The organism is Methylobacterium sp. CM6244, assembly GCF_054817885.1.
The window spans coordinates 1,316,407-1,334,300 of the sequence record NZ_CM139247.1 but is presented as its reverse complement, the minus strand read 5'-3'; the positions used below and the strand labels follow the sequence as shown (position 1 = coordinate 1,334,300).

Annotated in this window: 15 protein-coding genes; 8 read left to right on the top strand and 7 right to left on the bottom strand. The window is 64.4% G+C overall.

Going from position 1 to position 17,894, the window contains the following annotated elements; genetic code table 11:
• The first annotated feature begins 2 nt into the window (after positions 1 to 2).
• A complete protein-coding gene (locus ACYQML_RS06120; RefSeq protein WP_461235013.1) occupies positions 3 to 2,114 on the top strand; it encodes a peptidase domain-containing ABC transporter in 2,112 nt (703 codons plus the stop codon).
• A 60-nt stretch (positions 2,115 to 2,174) separates the two neighbouring features.
• Here ACYQML_RS06120 and ACYQML_RS06115 read toward each other — a convergent pair whose 3' ends face one another.
• From ACYQML_RS06115 to ACYQML_RS06105, 3 genes are all read right to left on the bottom strand, one after another.
• The gene (locus tag ACYQML_RS06115) at positions 2,175 to 2,573 is read right to left on the bottom strand and encodes a (R)-mandelonitrile lyase (RefSeq protein WP_311276547.1); all 399 of its coding nucleotides are present in this window, start codon (positions 2,571 to 2,573) and stop codon (positions 2,175 to 2,177) included.
• A 33-nt stretch (positions 2,574 to 2,606) separates the two neighbouring features.
• On the bottom strand, positions 2,607 to 3,362 hold the full coding sequence (locus tag ACYQML_RS06110) for a glucose 1-dehydrogenase (protein WP_461235012.1): 756 nt from the start codon (positions 3,360 to 3,362) through the stop codon (positions 2,607 to 2,609).
• Positions 3,363 to 3,502: 140 nt separating this feature from the next.
• Positions 3,503 to 4,417, bottom strand: coding sequence for a LysR family transcriptional regulator (locus tag ACYQML_RS06105; RefSeq protein ID WP_461235011.1), 915 nt, complete (start codon positions 4,415 to 4,417; stop codon positions 3,503 to 3,505).
• A gap of 132 nt (positions 4,418 to 4,549) precedes the next feature.
• On the opposite strand from ACYQML_RS06105, the gene ACYQML_RS06100 reads away from it, so the two are divergent.
• Complete coding sequence (locus ACYQML_RS06100; RefSeq protein WP_311276550.1) at positions 4,550 to 5,272, top strand: sulfite exporter TauE/SafE family protein; 723 nt, start codon at positions 4,550 to 4,552, stop codon at positions 5,270 to 5,272.
• A gap of 130 nt (positions 5,273 to 5,402) precedes the next feature.
• On the opposite strand, the gene ACYQML_RS06095 is transcribed toward ACYQML_RS06100, so the two are convergent.
• Positions 5,403 to 6,746: a dicarboxylate/amino acid:cation symporter gene (locus tag ACYQML_RS06095; protein WP_461235010.1), complete on the bottom strand. Its 1,344-nt coding sequence runs from the start codon at positions 6,744 to 6,746 to the stop codon at positions 5,403 to 5,405.
• A gap of 314 nt (positions 6,747 to 7,060) precedes the next feature.
• Here ACYQML_RS06095 and ACYQML_RS06090 point away from each other — a divergent pair, with 314 nt between their 5' ends.
• Positions 7,061 to 8,938, top strand: coding sequence for a sensor histidine kinase (locus ACYQML_RS06090; protein ID WP_461235009.1), 1,878 nt, complete (start codon positions 7,061 to 7,063; stop codon positions 8,936 to 8,938).
• A complete protein-coding gene (locus tag ACYQML_RS06085) occupies positions 8,935 to 10,293 on the top strand; it encodes a sigma-54-dependent transcriptional regulator (protein ID WP_056454473.1) in 1,359 nt (452 codons plus the stop codon). The genes ACYQML_RS06090 and ACYQML_RS06085 overlap by 4 nt, the downstream gene beginning before the upstream one ends.
• A 19-nt stretch (positions 10,294 to 10,312) precedes the next feature.
• Here ACYQML_RS06085 and ACYQML_RS06080 read toward each other — a convergent pair whose 3' ends face one another.
• The 3 genes from ACYQML_RS06080 to ACYQML_RS06070 all read right to left on the bottom strand — a co-directional run bounded on the left by ACYQML_RS06080 (position 10,313) and on the right by ACYQML_RS06070 (position 11,528).
• Positions 10,313 to 10,780: a lysozyme inhibitor LprI family protein gene (locus ACYQML_RS06080; RefSeq protein ID WP_461235008.1), complete on the bottom strand. Its 468-nt coding sequence runs from the start codon at positions 10,778 to 10,780 to the stop codon at positions 10,313 to 10,315.
• 60 nt (positions 10,781 to 10,840) lie between these two features.
• Entirely contained in the window at positions 10,841 to 11,092 is a 252-nt protein-coding gene (locus tag ACYQML_RS06075) for a hypothetical protein (RefSeq protein ID WP_056428507.1), read from the bottom strand.
• 112 nt (positions 11,093 to 11,204) lie between these two features.
• Positions 11,205 to 11,528 (bottom strand): YbjQ family protein, encoded by a 324-nt coding sequence (locus tag ACYQML_RS06070; RefSeq protein ID WP_056428511.1) that lies wholly within the window; start codon positions 11,526 to 11,528, stop codon positions 11,205 to 11,207.
• Positions 11,529 to 11,902: 374 nt separating this feature from the next.
• Between ACYQML_RS06070 and ACYQML_RS06065 the strand changes: the two genes are divergently transcribed.
• The 4 genes from ACYQML_RS06065 (at position 11,903) to ACYQML_RS06050 (ending at position 17,568) form a co-directional block, all read left to right on the top strand.
• Positions 11,903 to 12,232 carry a DMT family transporter gene (locus tag ACYQML_RS06065; RefSeq protein WP_056428514.1) on the top strand — a complete coding sequence of 110 codons (330 nt, stop codon included), beginning with the start codon at positions 11,903 to 11,905 and terminating at the stop codon, positions 12,230 to 12,232.
• A gap of 52 nt (positions 12,233 to 12,284) precedes the next feature.
• On the top strand, positions 12,285 to 13,484 hold the full coding sequence (locus tag ACYQML_RS06060; protein ID WP_461235007.1) for a serine hydrolase domain-containing protein: 1,200 nt from the start codon (positions 12,285 to 12,287) through the stop codon (positions 13,482 to 13,484).
• A gap of 866 nt (positions 13,485 to 14,350) precedes the next feature.
• Complete coding sequence (locus tag ACYQML_RS06055) at positions 14,351 to 15,586, top strand: HlyD family secretion protein (RefSeq protein ID WP_311276553.1); 1,236 nt, start codon at positions 14,351 to 14,353, stop codon at positions 15,584 to 15,586.
• Entirely contained in the window at positions 15,568 to 17,568 is a 2,001-nt protein-coding gene (locus tag ACYQML_RS06050; protein WP_461235006.1) for a glycosyltransferase family 2 protein, read from the top strand. The genes ACYQML_RS06055 and ACYQML_RS06050 overlap by 19 nt, the downstream gene beginning before the upstream one ends.
• Positions 17,569 to 17,894: the final 326 nt, after the last annotated feature.

Sequence of the window (17,894 nt, the reverse complement as noted above, 5' to 3'; positions counted from 1 at the left end):
GCGTGAGCCTGCTCAGCACCCTTCAGTTCGGCTTCGGCCGGCGCGTGCCCGTCCTACTTCAGGCGGAGGCCGCCGAATGCGGCATGGCCTGCCTCGGCATGGTGCTCGGCTATCACGGCCGCCATGTCGATCTCGGCGCCCTGCGCCGCCGCCACGCCCTGTCGCTCAAGGGCATGACCCTGCGCAACCTCATCGATCTGGCGGGCTCGATGGGCCTCGCCACGCGGGCCTTGCGGGCCGAGCTGAAGGATCTGCCCAAGCTCAAGACGCCGTGCATCCTGCATTGGGGGCTCAACCACTTCGTCGTCCTCACCGCCGTGAACGGCAGGGGGATCGTCATCCACGATCCCGCCCGGGGGCGGCGCAAGCTCACCTTCGCGGAGGCGTCGCGCGAGTTCACGGGCGTCGCCCTGGAGGCGAGCCCGACCACCAGCTTCGTGCGCGAGAAGCGCCGGCGCGGGCTGGCGCTGGGCGACCTCTTCCGCACGATGGGCGGCATCCGCCCGGCCCTCGCCCAGATCCTGGCCCTGTCCCTCGGCATCGAGCTCGTCGCGATCCTGATGCCGATCGCATCGCAGATCGTTATCGACGAGGTCATCGTCAACGCCGATCTCGACCTGTTGCTGGTGGTGGCGGTGGGGCTCGCCCTTCTGCTCGTCGTCCAGCTCGTCCTCTCGGTGGCGCGGACCTGGGCGATCATGCTCACCGGAACCAAGCTGAACTATCAATGGTCGGGGAGCCTGTTCGACCACCTCTCGCGCCTGCCGCTGGACTATTTCGAGAAGCGGCACGTGGGCGACGTGATCTCGCGCTTCGGCTCCCTGGCGACGATCCAGAAGGGGCTCACCACCGATCTCGTCCAGGCCGTGCTCGACGGCATCATGTCCATCGGCATGCTCGCCATGCTGGTGGTCTATGGCGGCTGGCTCTCCCTCGTGGTCGTCGCCTCGACGGCGCTCGCCGCGGCGCTGCGGATCGCCGCCTACGCTTCCTACCGCGAGGGCACCGAGGAAGCGATCGTCGCCGAAGCGCGCCAGCAGAGCCACTTCATCGAGACAGTGCGCGGCATGGCGAGCGTGAAGCTCCTCGACCTGCGCGAGCGCCGGCGCGGCACCTGGATGAACCACTTCGTGACCTCGCTGAATGCGCGGCTGCGGCTCCAGCGCCTCGATCTGATCTTCGGGCGGGCCAATGAGCTGCTGTTCGGTCTCGACCGGCTGCTCCTGCTCGTGCTCGGCGCGCGGGCGGTCATCGACCAGTCGATGACGCTCGGCATGTTGGTGGCCTTCCTTGCCTATCGCGACCAGTTCTCGCAGCGGATCGGCAACCTGATCCAGTCGGGCTTCCAGTTGCGCATGCTCAATGTCCAGACCGACCGGTTGTCGGACATCGTCATGAGCGAGCCCGAGGAGGGTTCCGGCTCCACCCTGGAACCGGCCGCCCCGGCGGTGATCCGGGCGGCGGAGGGGACGGGGAGTGTCGCCGTGAAGGAGCTCGCCCTGCGCTACGGCGCGGATGAGCCCTGGATCTTCCGCGATCTCAGCCTCGACGTGACGGCAGGGACGAGCTTCGCCATCACCGGCCCTTCGGGCTCAGGCAAGACCTCGTTGATGAAGATCATGATGGGCCTGTTGCCCGCGAGCGAGGGGCGCGTCCTCATCGACGGGCAGGAGATCCGCACGCTCGGGGCGGCCAGCTATCGCCGCCGGATCGCGGGCGTGATGCAGAATGACGGCCTCTTCGCCGGTTCCATCGCCGAGAACATCGCCAGTTTCGACGAGCGGCCCGATGCGGGCTGGATCGAGGAATGCGCCGCCCGCGCAGCCATCCTCGCCGACATCAAGCGCACCCCGATGGGGTTCGAGACCCTGGTGGGCGATATGGGTTCCACCCTGTCGGGCGGGCAGAAGCAGCGGGTCATCCTGGCCCGCGCCCTCTATCGCAAACCGGAGATCCTGTTCCTCGACGAGGCGACGAGCCATCTCGACGAAGCGACCGAAGCGGTCATCGCCGAGGCTTTGCGCGACCTGCGCATGACCCGCATCATCGTCGCCCACCGCCCGGCCACCATTGCCGGAGCGGAACACGTCTTCACCCTGACGCCCTCCACATGAGGCCCCGTCGGGACGAGAGCCTTCGCGCCCGCCCGTCGAGGGGCCACCCTGGCGTGAGAGTCAAACGCCGCGATAGTGTTCGTCGGTGACCTGTTCCAACCATGTCACCGCCCGGCCGTCGAGCTGCTCCTGGATCGCGATATGCGTCAGGGCCGTCGTTGCCGTTGCCCCGTGCCAGTGTTTTTCACCCGGCTCGAACCAAACGACGTCGCCCGGCGCGATGGCCTCCATCGGGCCGCCCTCCCGCTGAACCCAGCCGGCCCCGGAGGTGACGATGAGCGTCTGGCCGAGCGGATGCGTATGCCACGCGGTGCGGGCACCCGGCTCGAACGTCACGCTCGCTCCGGCGACCCGCGCCGGCTCGGGCGCGGAGAAAAGAGGGTCGATCCGCACGGTCCCGGTGAACCATTCGGACGGTCCCTTGCCGGACGGTCGCGACCCGCTGCGTGTGATGTCCATTCGCCTGCTCCTCCGTTTCCGCCGGATCGACCGTCAAAGCGACCAGCCACCGTCGATCACCGTGGCGGCTCCGGTCACGAACCCACCGAGGTCCGAGCACATCCAGAGCACCGCTTCTGCGATCTCCTCCGGCTTGCCGAGGCGCCCTACCGGTTCGAGGTCGATCGCTTTCTGAACGTCGCCTCCCGTGAAACGGTCCATCATCGGCGTTTCGATGTTGCCGGGCAGGATAGCGTTCACCCGTATGTTCTTCCTGGCATAGTCCAGCGCTGCCGAGCGGGTCAGACCGATGATGGCGTGTTTGGAAGCGGCATAGGCCGCGCCGCCCGCGACACCGCGGATGCCGGCACCGGAAGAGGTGTTGACCACCACACCGCCGCCCTGGCGCACCATCTGCGCCAGCTCGTACTTCATGCAGAGGAAGGTCCCCCTCAAGTTGATGTCGAGGATGCGGTCCCATTCGTCGAGTTCGATCTCGTGGACCGGCGTGGCCCTGTTCTCGACTCCGGCATTGTTGAAGGCGCAGTCGAGGCGTCCGAAGCGTTCGACGGTTCGGGCAATCGCCGCTTCCACCTCTTCCGGCAGCGACACGTCGCAACGGATCGCCAGGACTTCTCCGCCGCCCGCTTCGATCTCGGCCCGCAAGTGTTCCAGGATCTCCTCTGTCCGGTCGGCAATCGCCACACGAGCCCCCTCCGCCGCGAAAGCGAGGGCGGCGGCGCGTCCGATGCCGCTGGCGGCACCGGTGACGAAAACGACCTTTTCGGTGAAACGGTGCGTGGTGAGCATGGCGGAAGCCTCCGGCTGGCCGTGATGGCGAGCCTTACCGCTCACCGATCAGCGACAAGTAGGCTCACAGCGTCACTCCGATGACCCGCCATTGCTTCAACGGACCGATGAGCACGGCTCATCGCCGGGCGACATCGCGCCTACAGACCGAGCGGCCGAAGCTCGCGAACCAGATCGATGAGGAGCCGCAGGCCGGTCGGCAACTGGCGACGTCCCGGATAGTAGATGTGAAAGCCGGCTCCCGCGGGGGCCCAATCCGTCAGAACGACGCGCAGTTCACCGCGACTGACCGGCGACCTGACGCATGGTTCGGGGAGGTAGGCCAGTCCCCCGCCTGCCGTCGCGAGGGACAGCGCGAAGTGCGTGTTGTCGATGGTCACGGCGCCGGGCACGTCGAGCGCAAGCGGCTCACCGGCCCGTTCGAACTCCCAACCGTAGAGCCGTTCGTCACCGAGGCGGATGCGCAGACACCGATGCGCCAACAGGTCATGTGGATGCGCCGGCGTTCCATGCCGATCGAGATAGCAGGGTGCGCCGACCACCACCCAGCGCAGGTCGGCCGACAGGCGCTGGGCAATCATATCCTGAGCGACGGTACCGCCATATCGGATGCCCGCATCGGCCCCGGCATCCACGATGTCGAGCAGATCGTTGGAGACGCGGACGTCGATCTCGATCTGCGGATGGCGCTCGCTGAAGATGGGCAGCACGGGCGCGAGCAGCAGCGTGCTCGCATGTTCGAGCACATTGAGACGAATGCGCCCCGCGGCGTTCCCTGGCTCCCGGTGGCGGTTGAGTCCATCGAGCGCCGAACCGATCGCCGCGAAGGGTGCATCGAGCGACGCCAGAAGCTCTTCGCCCGTTGCGGTCAGGGTGACGCTCCGGCTGGTGCGGTTGATCAGCCGCACGCCGAGGCGAGCCTCCATCGCCTTGAGGGCATGGCTGAGCGCGGAGGCACTGACACCGAGTTCCAGCCCCGCACGCCGGAAGCTCAGATGACGAGCGATGGCGAGGAAGGTGCCGAGATCGGCAAGATCGGTCCGACTGGTCAGCATGAGGCAGGGGAACGTTCGCTGGCGGGAAAGTGATCCGAGCCGGCCTCCGTCGGCAAAGGCTCGCAGGCCGAGATTATCCAACGTCAGGCATTGCCCCTAGGGACTTCCGGTTCGACCGGGCACAATCGGCCGATGGGCCTGCTTCTCATCCTCTCCATCGGCCTTGTGGCGGGTGTCGTCAGCGGCATCATCGGTACCGGCTCCTCGATCATGCTGGTGCCGGTCCTCGCTTATGTCTACGGGCCCAAGGAGGCCATCCCGATCATGGCGGTCGCGGCCGTGATGGCGAACCTCTCCCGCATCCTGGCATGGTGGCGAGAGGTCGACTGGCGGGCCGTCGCCGCCTATGCGGCGACTGGAATTCCGGCGGCCATGCTCGGCGCTCGCACGATGCTGGTCCTGCCGCCGCGTGCCGTCGATCTGGCGATAGGCGCGTTCCTTCTGGCTATGATCCCCGGACGCCGCTGGCTGGCCGACCGTCTCGTCAGAGTGCGGCTCCCCCATCTGGCGGTTGCCGGAGCGGTAATCGGCTTCCTGACGGGCATCGTCGCCTCGACCGGCCCGGCCTCGGTTCCGGTCTTCATCGGCTACGGCCTGACCAAGGGCGCGTTCATCGGCACGGAGGCCGCTGCATCGCTGGCAATCTACCTGACCAAGACCCTGACCTTCCAGGGAACCGGCGCATTGCCGGTCGCGGATTTCGTCAGAGGCCTTGCCGTGGGCGCGGCTCTCATGGTGGGGGCGTTCGTGGCAAAGCCCTTCGTGCTTCGCCTCGCCCCGGAGACGTTCCGGTTCATGATGGACGGGCTTCTGGCGATCTCTGGCACGTGTCTCGTCTGGAATGGCCTCGGGTGACCCATCGCATCGAGGAGCCGAGGCCATGCTCGACGCGAAAGGGGCTGCCGGGCCATTGCGGTCCGGCAGCCCCTTTCGGATCGTCCTCGAGCCGGCTGGATCGCCATCCGGCTCGAAGTCGGTACGGGTGTTACTCCGCAGCCTGGAGAACCGGCATCTCCGCTGCCAGAGGCATCGGGTTGCCGCCCAGTGCCGCCGCGAGTCTGACCTCGTCCACTTCACCTTCCCAGCGGGCGACCACGATGCAGGCCACGGCGTTGCCGATGAAGTTGGTGAGCGCGCGGCACTCGGACATGAACCGGTCGACGCCGAGGATCAGCGCCATGCCGACGACGGGCACGGAGGGCACCACCGCGAGGGTCGCCGCCAGGGTGATGAAGCCCGAACCGGTGACGCCGGCCGCACCCTTGGAGGAGAGCATGGCCACGAGGAGCAGGAGGCCCTGCTCGCCATAGGTGAGCGGCGTGTCCGTGGCCTGCGCGATGAAGAGCGCCGCCATGGTCATGTAGATGTTGGTGCCGTCGAGGTTGAACGAGTAGCCGGTGGGGACCACGAGGCCGACGACGGGCTTCGAGCAGCCGGCGCGCTCCATCTTCTCGAGCAGCGAAGGCAGGGCCGACTCGGAGGACGAGGTGCCGAGCACCAGCATCAGCTCCTCCTTGATGTAGCGGATGAGCTTGATGATCGAGAAGCCATTATAGCGGGCCACGAGGCCGAGCACGCCGAGCACGAAGATCGCCGAGGTCAGGTAGAAGGCGCCGACGAGGTAGGCGAGGTTGGCGAGCGAGGCGATGCCGTATTTGCCGATGGTGAAGGCCATGGCGCCGAAGGCACCGATGGGGGCGACCTTCATGATGATGTTGACGACGCCGAAGATGGCTTCCGACAGCACCTTGATGATGTCGAGGACCGGCTTGCCGCGATCACCCAGGAAGGCGAGGCCGAAGCCGAACAGCACCGAGAAGAACAGGACCTGAAGGATTTCACCGCCCGAGAACGCACCCACCGCCGTGGTCGGGATGATGTTCATGAGGAAGTCGGTGATCGACTGCGTCTTCGCCTTGTCGGCGTACATCGCGATCGACTTCGGATCGAGGCTCTTCGGATCGATATGCATGCCTGCGCCCGGCTGGACGAGGTTCGCCACGATCAGGCCGACGATGAGGGCCAGGGTCGAGAAGGTGATGAAGTAAATGAGCGCCTTGCCACCGACGCGGCCGACCTTCTCCAGGTTGGTCATGCCGGCGATGCCGGAGACGACCGTGAGGAAGATCACCGGCGCGATGATCATCTTGACGAGCTTGATGAAGGCGTCACCGAGCGGCTTCATGTCCGCGCCGACCTGCGGATAGAAGTGGCCGAGGGTGATGCCGATCGCCACGGCGACCAGCACCTGGAAATACAGCGTGCGATAGAGGGGCTTGGGCTTTGCCGGCGCGTGCGGCGCGGTCAGTGGAGACGGTATGGTGGCCATGGCGGGCTTCTCCCTGGAGATAGATAAAACTGGGTCGGATCGGTGCGCCGGTTCTGTCCGGGCATCGTCGTCTCTTGGTCTTGGCGTCGGGGCACTCGCCCCTTCGGCTTGCAGCCCTGCGAACAGCGCAGGCCTGCGTTTCGGTTTAGGAATGGCAACCCCCATGCCAGCTTGGGAACTCCTGAAATATTTCGTTAAGACGTTGATTTCAGACATATTTCTCTTGTCGGCGAGGTTCCCATTCGCGGCCCCAGTGCGAAATCCCGCACTCAGTCGTCAAATTCCGTCCGGGAAATCGCACTGATGCGAAGCACGTGAATCAGAATTCTTCTCTCCGCGGCGGAACCGAACCGCGATGGCGCGCGCGGTGGCATCGCACCCTCGTTCCGACCGCCTGCCTGATCCTGGTTCTCGTTGGGGCATGGCTCGCTGGGCGGGCGGCCGAGCGCTGGGCGCTGACGGACCTTCGCCGTACGGCCCAGGCCGCCCTGGCGCTGCAGGTCGGCGCGTTGAGGGCCGAAATGCAGAAGCAGGCCTCGCTTCCGCTGGCCCTGGCCGCGGATCCTGAGATCGCAGCAGTCGCGGGTCCTGAGCCGGGGCAGCCCTTGGTCACCAGGGTCAACAGACGGCTCGCTCAGATCGCGGCGGCCACGGGCGCGGCGGTGATCTACGTCATCCGCTCCGATGGGATCACGGTAGCTGCGAGCAATGCAGGGTCGGAGCGCAGCTTTCTCGGCCGGGACTATGCTTTCAGGCCCTACTTTCGGCAGGCGATGACCGGCGGCGCCGGATCGCAATTCGCCCTGGGTACGGTGAGCGGCCGGGCGGGCCTCTACCTCTCGCGGCGGATCGACGAATCAGGCGGCGTGGTGGTGGTGAAGATCGAATTCCATGACGTCGAGGCCGCATGGCGGCAATCGGGGGATGGGGTGTTCGTGGCGGATGCAAGGGGCATCGTCCTCGTGGCGAGTGATCCCACGTGGAACTTCGCGACCCTCCGCGAGGTCGGCGAGGACGAGCGAAAGCGCATCCGCGCGGCGCTGGAATTCGGCGACGCCCCGCTCACGGCGCTTCCGCTCCACCCCGTCGGGGGGATGCAGGACCTCGTCCGCGTCGGGCAGGGGTCGCGGCCAGCGCGAACCGCCCTAGCCCTCGACGCCCCCATTCCAGGCACCGACTGGCGGCTCCATACCCTGACGCCGGTGGGTTCTGCCGTGGACCGCGAGCGGGTGCAGGCCTGGATCATCGCCGCCCTCGGCACCGGGCTGGCCTGTATCGGGATCGCGACCGTGGCGGGCCGCCGGCGACGGACACGCCAGCGCCTCGCTCAAGCCGCGACGCGCCGGGAAGAGTTGGAGAGGAGCGTCCGTGAGCGGACGATGGAACTCACCGACGCCAACAGGATGCTCCGGCTGGAAATCGAAGAGCGACGGAGGGCGGAGGAGGAGCGACGGCAGGCGGAAGCCGAGCGCGAACGCCTCGGCCGAGAACTCGCTCAGGCCGGGCGGCTCGCGGCCTTGGGCCAGTTCGCCGCCAGCATGGCGCACGAGATCAATCAGCCGCTGGCTGCCATCCGCTCCTACGCCGACAACGCGGCGATCCTGGTCCGACGGGGCCGGGGCGAGGAAGCGGCGGAGAACGCTTTCGCCATCGGCCGCCTCACCGACCGGATCGGCGGCCTGACGCGGCAGCTCAAGGGTTTCGCCCGGCGTGCATCGCCCCGACGCGAGCCCGTGCCCCTCGCCGATATCCTCGCCAACAGCCTGGAACTGGTGGAGGCACGGGCGAAGGCGGCCGGGATCGCGCTCACGGCGGAGACGCCGGCCCCTGGCCTCTGCGTTCTCGGTGACGGGCCGCGCCTCGAGCAGGTCGTGGTCAACCTGCTACAGAATGCCCTCGACGCGGCGGCGGGACACACCGAGCCGCGTGTCTCCATCCTGGTGCGGAACCTGCCCGGGGAGCGTGTGGCGGTCGAGGTGCGCGATACCGGGCCGGGCTTGCCTGAGGCCATTCGGGCCCAGCTCTTCGACGCCTTCTTCACCACCAAGTCCGATGGGCTCGGGCTCGGGCTCGCCATCGCCCGCGGAATCGTCGAGGATTGCGGCGGCAGCCTGAACGCCTTGGACGATCCGGCCGGCGGGGCGGTGTTTCGGATGGAACTGGCCAAAGCCCCCGTGGAGACGACACCGTGAGCGTTGAAGAGGGTGCGGGCGGGTTGGCCGAACGGGTCGTCTTCATCGACGACGAGGCGGATGTCTGCCGCGCCAACCGCCAGAGCCTTGAGCTCGATGGGTTCACGGTGGAGACCTTCGGGGCCGCCGGACCGGCGCTGGCCGCCATCCTCGCCGATCCGCCCGGCCTTGTGGTTACCGACGTGCGCCTGCCCGATCTCGACGGCATCGCTCTGTTCGGGCGGATCAAGGCCATCGATGCGGAACTGCCGGTCATCCTGATCACCGGGCATGGCGACATCCGCATGGCGGTGAGTGCCATGCGCGACGGGGCCTACGATTTCCTGTCCAAACCCTATCCGGCCGAATCCCTCGTCGCCTCGGCGCGCCGCGCTCTGGAACGGCGCCGGCTCGTTCTCGAGAACCGCACCCTGCGCGCCCGGCTGGACGCGGCGGTGGAGGAGGACCCGGCCTTCCTCGGCATTTCCCCGGAGATGGTGCGCCTGCGCCGTCTCGTGCGGGATGTCGCCGATGCCGATGTGGACGTTCTCGTCTTCGGCGAGACCGGCTCGGGCAAGGAGGTGGTGGCGAGCGCCCTGCACCGCTGGAGCCGGCGCGCGAGCCGGAACTTCGTGGCGATGAATTGCGGCGCGCTACCCGACAGCGTCGTCGAGAGCGAACTCTTCGGCCATGAGGCCGGTGCCTTCACCGGCGCCCTCAAGCGCCGCGTCGGCCGGATCGAGTACGCTCAGGGCGGCACGCTGTTCCTCGACGAGATCGAGAGCATGCCATTGGGCCTGCAGGTGAAACTCCTGCGCGTCCTGCAGGAGCGGGCGGTGGAGCCGTTGGGCAGCAACGAGATCCGCGCCATCGACATGCGCGTGGTGGCCGCGACCAAGGTCGATCTCGGCCAGGCGGCGGCGCAGGGCACCTTCCGCGACGACCTCTACCACCGCCTCAACGTCATCACGATCGCGATTCCGCCCCTGCGCGAGCGGCGCGAGGACGTGATGCTGCTGTTCCAGGAGTTTCTCACCCGCGCCGCCTTGCGCTTCGGCCGCGAGCCCGCGCCGATCACGCCGGCCGTGCGGGAGCACCTGCGCCGGCACGACTGGCCCGGCAACGTGCGCGAGCTCGGCCATTTCGCCGAGCGTCACGCCCTCGGCCTCGGCCAGCACGACGCGCCCTCACCGGAGGCCGCCAGCACCGGAACCCTGGCCGAGCAGGTCGACCGGTTCGAGCGGGGCCTGATCCGCGAGGAGCTGATCATGGCCGGCGGCGACGTCCGCATCGCCGCCGAATCCCTCGGCACGCCGCGCAAGACCCTCTACGACAAGATGGCCCGGCACGGCCTCACGCCCACCGATTATCGCTGAGCGAAAGGTCGGCCCGGATTCAGTGAAGCGGGTAGCGGCTCAGGATGTCGCCAGTCCGCTGGACGGTCTTGTCATAGAGGCACGCGTAGGTCGCCGTTGTGGTCCCGCTGCCGCTGTTCCACTCGCTGACGATCAGAGCCCCGCAATCGGCGTCGCGGAACGCGATCCAGGCACGCTGCGCCGCGGCGAGTTGCGCCTTCCACTCCGTCTTGGCCTTGGCATCCTTGCCGCTATCGTCCGCGTCGATCACCGAGAGCGCCTTCCGGTAGGCTTCGTTCAGCGCCTTGTCGGCGCCCTCCAGGGCTTTCTCCATGCATTCCGCCGTCTCGGGAGTGGAGTTCTCGGTCGTGCAGAGCTTCGCCGAGGGCTGCGCGGCGGACACGGCCGTCGCCGAACCTGCGAGCGCCAGCAGCACGGCGAGGGCGAGAAAGCCGGAGCGACGGCTCGTCTCCCGCCCGCCATGGATCTCTTGGTCAGGCATCGTCATGCTGCGGAGATCCTTCGGAACGGAACGGGAGGCGGCCGGAATCGCGGGAAGCGTGCGGTGTCAGAAACGGCGCTCCTTGCGGTCCGGGTTCGGGCCGGTGGTGTGATAGCTGGCCATGCAGGCGTGATAGATCTGCGAACCGAGGTCGTAGAGGCTGAGATTGCTCGGGTTGGCGGCGCTGAACACCTGCGCCCTGGCCTGCTCGCGGCAGGCCGCGTCCTGCGGGCTCTGGATCGGCGGCTCGTTCACCTGCTGGGCAAGGGCGGCACCCGTGAGGGCGATGAAGAGACATGCGGTCAGGGTCGTGCGCATCGTGTCGGATTCCGTGGTTGGAGTAGAGGAACGTGATGGGGCCTGACCGCTAGAAACCCGAGGTTTGTCAAGGCGATAGGGATGAACGTCCCGACCTGCCGGGATGCGGCGGTCAGGCGTTGCGCTCGACGATGGCGGCGGTGCCGTAGGCGACGACCTCCATCATGTTCTGGTCGGTTTCGGAGGAGTCGAACCGCATCGTCAGGACGGCGTTCGCGCCGAGCTGAGCCGCGTTCTGCGCCATGCGGTCGATGGCCTGGCCGCGCGCTTCCTCGATCAAACGGCTGTATTCGCCGACTTCGCCCCCGACGAGGGAGCGCAGGCCGGCACTGAAATTTCCGACCGCGCCCCGGCTGCGGACCACGGCGCCGAAACAGGGGCCTCGCACTTCGCGGACCGTACAACCCGGAATGGTTTCGGTGGTGACGATGATCATGCCGGAACGCTCCTCACGGATTCTCCCGTCCCGGAAGGCCAGGGAGAATCTCGCGCAGTCTGTGACCAATCTGTGCCGTGAGACCCCGAGCGGAGCAAGACTCGATCGACGGGCAGACTTTCCAATTCGGCGCGGGCCGCCCGGACCAGTTGTGCCAAAACGGCAGACCGTCACCGCCACGCGCACCCGGTTTCGACCGCCATCGGACGGGCCTTCGTGCGCCATCCGACACGCGAAATTAACGGCCCCCGTGCTTTTGAAATCCGTGGCCGTACCGCGCGATTCCGCCGCCGGCCTCGGACATGACGCGGACATCGCCATGCGGATGGCCACGGATTCCGCTTTCAGCCTGCCCCCGCACGGACGCCTCGCAGATGAACCCCTACCTCCTCCTTGCCTTCGCCATCAGCGCCGAGGTGACGGCGACCCTCGCCCTCAAGGCCGCCGACGGCCTGACCAAGCCGCTGCCGACCATCGTCGTGGTGCTGGGCTACGGCACGGCGTTCTGGCTGATGTCGAACAGCATGAACATGCTGCCGATCGGGATCGTCTACGCGATCTGGGCCGGGGTCGGCATGGTCGGCGCGGCGGTCGGCGGCGCGCTCCTGTTCCAGGAGCCGATCACCCTGCCGATGATGATCGGGATCGCGGTGATCGCCGTCGGGGTGACGATCCTCGCCTCGGGCCAGACCGCGCCTCACTGAAGGACAGGGCTCCGCCGGCGGCCGGGGCCGGCCAAGAGGTGTACCGAGCGTCATGTCGAGATTGCACCGCCTCCGGCCCCGCTTCCGTCGGCCTTGGCTCGCCGGGGCGCTGATCTGCGCCGGGATGCTGGGTGGGATGGCTGCCGCCATCGGGCCGCTGCTCGGCGTGCCGAACCCCGTCACCTTAGCGGCCCTCGCCATCGTCGAGCCTTCCTCGGTGGGCACCTGGTTCGCGAGCCGTCCGGTGGCGGCCGGGCCCTCGTCCCGCGCCCTGCCCGTCCGGCCCCGCGCGATTCTCGGCCACGTGCCCTGGAAGGGACACAATGTTCCCCTGGCGCAGATGCTGGAGGCGACCCACACCAACGCCCTGCTGGTGACCCAGGACGGCGTCCTCGTCCATGAATGGTACCGCCCCGGTTCGGGCCAGGCGACGCTGTTCCCGTCCTGGTCGGTGGCGAAATCGGTGGTCTCGCTGCTGGTCGGGCAGACGATCGCCGAGGGCAAGCTCGCCGAGACGGACCACGTGGCGACCCTGCTGCCGTATCTGCGGGGCGAGCCGGCCTTCGGCCGCATCACCGTCCGCGACCTGCTCGACATGACGAGCGGACTCGCGGTGCCGGAGAATTACGACCCGTGGAATCCCCTGGTGGGGACCGCCGGCATGTACCTCACCCGCGACATCCGCGATTTCGTGCGCGACCACGCCACCCTGTCGTCGAAGCCCGGCAGCACCGGCCAATACCGCAGCATCGACACCGAGATCCTCGGCCTGATCCTCGCGGAGGTTCAGAAGAAGCCCCTGGCCGACCTCCTCTCGGACGCGATCTGGAAGCCCATGGGCGCGGAGGCGAACGCGACCTGGAATCTCGACCGGCCGGGGGGAACGGAGAAGGCCTTCTGCTGCATCAACGCCGTGGCGCGGGACTTCGCCCGCCTGGGGCTGATGGTGGCCGACCATGGCCGCGTCGGCGGCACGAACATCGTTCCCCCGCGCTGGATCGAGCGGATCGAGACCCCGGCCCGCAGGGATGTCGACGGCTGGCCCTACTCTGCGCAATGGTGGCACGTGCCGGAGGGCGACGACGACATCTCCGCCATCGGCGTCTATGGCCAGTATATCTACATCAACCGCCAGACCGGCACGGTGATCGTCAAGCTCAGCGATCACGGCGCCGAGCAGGACGAAGAAGACACGCTGGCGGTGATGCTGGCGATCTCCCGCGCGCTGGCCGCGACCCGCCCGGCGCGCTGAGGCGAAGGGCCGGGCGGCGGGACCACACAGCTCTCCCTGTCATCCGAGCCAAGGGTATAGGCCGATGATGCGCAATCTCAGTTGTTCGGCATGGACTTGCACAGACGCATCTTCAGCCCTGATGCCTATGCCGAGGGCCTGTTTCCATTTGCTTGTCCAGGATCTTAGCTCATCCTGAGGTGCCGCGCAGCGGCCTCGAAGGAGGCATCCAGGGATCGCTTCGGTGTCTGGAGGGCTCCTTCGAGGCCCGCTGACGCGGGCGCCTGAGGATGAGGTAAAGCCTTGGAACAACAACTTGAACCGGGCTACATCGATCCAGTGGGGAACATCTGACGTTTGGTACTTGCCGCAGGGTCCGCTTTCGACCCTTTGCAGACGTTGAGAAGGTCCGCCTCCAGGCAGCTTGGTGAAACAGAAGGTACGGCCGGATTGGGTGGATTAGTGACTGCCCGTTCTTCAAAGTTATCAGCGGCAAAGCCCACATGACTGAGGAACTTTTTCCAAGGCAGGCGTTTTTAGGTCTTCCGTCACATCGCCCAGCGCGACGACAAGCAGACGCGCAACTACACGTTGGCTATTAAGCTTGCAGTCGTCATCGTCTTCCGGTCCTGCCCGTGCTCAGCCCCTAGGCATCCCGCAGCTTGCTCGATAATATCGAAGCGGCATACCCGCTGCTCGATCAAAACTGAACGGGCGAAACGGGCAGGCAGCGCTCTCCAGGCGCTAAGAACTGCTTGCCATCCCACGCCAGATGACTGCCTCCGAACCTACAGGACAAGATATCGAGTTTGGCTTAAATTTGAGTATTCACCTAAACGAATGGGAAGTCGGTTCTACGTAATCATTGGTTTCCTTAGGAATCGCAAATGAACTGGAACAGCCGAACAGTACGCATTTTCGTTGGAATCCTTTTACTCGGTGCCGCTATTCTTGCCGTGCTCCCGAGATTAACCGGGCACACCAGCCTTGATGGAACGGTGAACGCTCGCTTCACACTCGTCTCTGCGCCTATTGAAGGCGTTATCTCCGATACTCCTCCAAAAGTGGGAACGTCGCTACCGGAGGGTACTGAAGTCTTTCAAATCCACAACATGCGCATTGCTCGGACGGCCGAAGCTCAGCTAGACGCTGATCTTGGTGCGTCGCGCGAAAAATTAAAGGCGCTAGAGTCACAGTTGAGCCATCTAGCCGAGATGAAGAAGGAGCTTGTATCGCGACTTGCAGAGTATCAAAAGGCGAGTATCCAAAGCATTCAGCAAGAGATTGTTATTCGCCAGCAGCGGATTAGCACAGCTCAAGCAAATAAAGTGTCGGCGGACGCCGATTTAAGTCGTAAGCAGACTTTAGGTGTAACGGGTGTAGTGGCGAACAGTTCCGTCGAACAAGCGCGTGCTGCGTCAATTTCAGCAAGTAACGAAGGTACTATCGCAAAGGCCGAACTTGATCGCCTTGGGTACCAGCTGGAAGCACTAAAGCGGGGCACCTTCGTGGGCGAAGGACGGAACGATGTACCGTACAGCCAGCAGCGTACCGATGAAATTATGATTCAGATGGCTAACGTAGAGGCGCAAGCGATAACAGAGCGCGCTCGAATCCAGCAGCTGAGCAAACAATTGGTCATTGAACGAACTCGCAATGATCGGTTTACGTACTCCCCCGTGCAAATGCCCTTCCAGGGAGTAATTTGGCGCAACAATGTTGTAGCTGGATCGAACGTCATTGCGGGCAACGAGCTGATGCGCCTGCTCGATTGCCGCGATCTCTTCGTAGATATCCTGGTCAATGAGGTGGATTACGATGAAATCAAGCCCGGCGAGGACGCAGAGGTCCGCCTGCTTGGAACATCGGAAGTGATCCCAGGAAAGGTTGTCTCAGTGCGAGGCGCAAGTGCGGCGGTCGAGGAGGTCACACTTGCAGCTGTTCCACCAGTCAGCCGCGGCAAGAGTGCGCGCATTCGCGTTGCCTTGGCAAAGAGTGAGATGCAAACGGATTATGCCAATTTCTGTCAGGTAGGCCGAACCGTACAGGTACGCATCGCGCGCGCTAGCAATAATATTCCAATGCTGCATTGGGTGAAGAGCCTGTGGTTCAGTATTACTTAGTCCTCGCACCGGCGCTACTCGTTGCTGCCTTTTTCTTCATCTTTACACTGAACTGGCCGCGAAATAAAACGTGGGCTAGAGCAGTCACCTGCACGTTTGTTCTAGCCATAGCGGTGCGCTACCTTTGGTGGCGCTTCACTGCGACTGTCTTGCCGCACCCTCTGGATTACAGTTTTAGTTTTTTCTGGACGTGGTTCGTATTCTGTGTCGAGTTGGGGGCGTTCGCCGACATTCTCATCTTCTTGGTGACGATGGGGCGATATGTGGACCGCAGTACGGAAGCGGACCGCATGGAACGAGATTATTTTGCTCAGGACCCGGCGAGCCTCCCCACCGTTGACGTTTTCATCCCGACCTACAATGAGCCGCTCGATGTGCTCGAACGGACAATCATCGGCGCTTTAGCCCTCGATTACCCAAAGGACAAGCTCACCATCTATGTCTTAGATGACAAACGAAGGGGCTGGTTGCGCGAGTACTGCCAGGAGAAGGGCGTCATTCACGTCACTCGGCCGGATAATTCGCACGCGAAAGCGGGCAACATGAACAACGGGCTGAAAGTCTCGCGCGGGGATTACATCGCCATCTTTGATGCAGATTTTGTGCCATACCGGAACTTCCTGCGACGCACTGTACCGTTCTTTCAGGATCCAACTATTGGCATTGTTCAGACGCCGCAGCACTTCTTCAACAAGGATCCAGTACAATCAAATCTTAGCTTGGAGAAGGTTTGGCCCGATGAGCAGCGACTGTTCTTCGACGAGATGGCAGCAAGCCGCGATGCATGGGATGTAAGCTTCTGCTGCGGGTCATGCTCTATTGCTCGTAGAGCAGCTGTGGAGGTTATCGGCGGGTTCCCGCATGACTCAATCACGGAAGACCTTCTGACTACCCTATCGATGCTCAATAAGGGCTATAAGACCCGCTATCTCAACGAACGATTGTCAATGGGCCTCGCCGCGGAAAATCTGAAGGGCTACTTCGTGCAGCGAGGCCGCTGGTGCCGGGGTGGAATCCAGACGATCTACCTGCATAACGGGCCACTTCGGGGGCCGGGACTAAATCTTTTTCAGCGTATTATGTTCATTCCGCTCTCATGGCTCGTGCAATACACGGTCCGTCTTGTAATACTTCTCGTTCCCGCAGTTTACCTATGGGCCGGCACGGCACCGCTTTTCTTTACGGGCACTGAGGATATTATCTACTATCAAGTTCCTGTGCTAGCGGCCTACTTTCTACTGATGGGATGGCTCACGCCAACCCGCTATCTGCCCCTGGTTTCCAGTGCTGTAGGAGCATTCGCCACATTCCGCATGCTGCCAGTGGTGATCTCAAGCCTTGTCAAGCCATTTGGGGTACCATTCAAGGTCACACCCAAAGGCTCGGGCAACGAGGATTCAGAATTCGACGCCTACACCTTTTTCTCTATTGCGATCTTGATCGCAGTTACCGCGCTCGGCCTCATAGTGAACATCGTGCCAGAATGGTCTCGCATCGGCGAGGGGGAGTTCTCAGTCGTCTCCGCATATTGGGCTGTCATCAACATCGTTGTCCTGATGGTTGCTGCGCTCATCTGCTTCGAGAAGCCCCGCCCATTGTCTGAGAGCTTCGCCACGGACGAGGCTGCACATATCGTTGGTCCTGGTGCTCGCTACCACGCCGCACGGATCGTCAGCCTATCTTTGGAAAGTGGAATTGCCGAGTTCGAGTTCGATCCTAAGTTTAGCCTAGGCCAGACTATAACCGTTAAGACCGAAGGATTCCCACTTCTTCACTGCACAATCGAGAAAGTTTCTGAGATTTTGGCGAATCGCCCATATACAGTGAAATTTATATTTAAGGTTTCCGGTAGAGATAGAGATAGAATGATTGTGGAGCTTTATACCGGCCGCTACAGTCAGGACATTCATGATCTTGACAAATCCGCTATAGTGGGTGGCGTCTGGTCACGTATGTTCGGAAAATCGGCCCAGACGGCTTAAGGTACGAATTGTCATCACAGCTCCTCGTTCGCTGAGCCTCCACGCCCAGTATTAGAGGCGGAACGTCCGCTTCGGGGCGAGAGGCCAGAGTCCACTCTCCACCCATCTCGGACACTCAGGACGGGTACCATCCGTCAGACTTCGACCACTCCATCAACGACATCCCGGAAAAACGCGGGAGCGCCGGCTCTATCCACCCGCCATCGTTGATCCGCGTCCTGATACGATACGGTTCGCCAGGACGTGTGCGTGAGAAAGGCCGGCGGCCGGTGCCATGGCGGCGGACGACGTGGAGGTCGTCGAGCGGCAGGAATGGAACCCGGCCG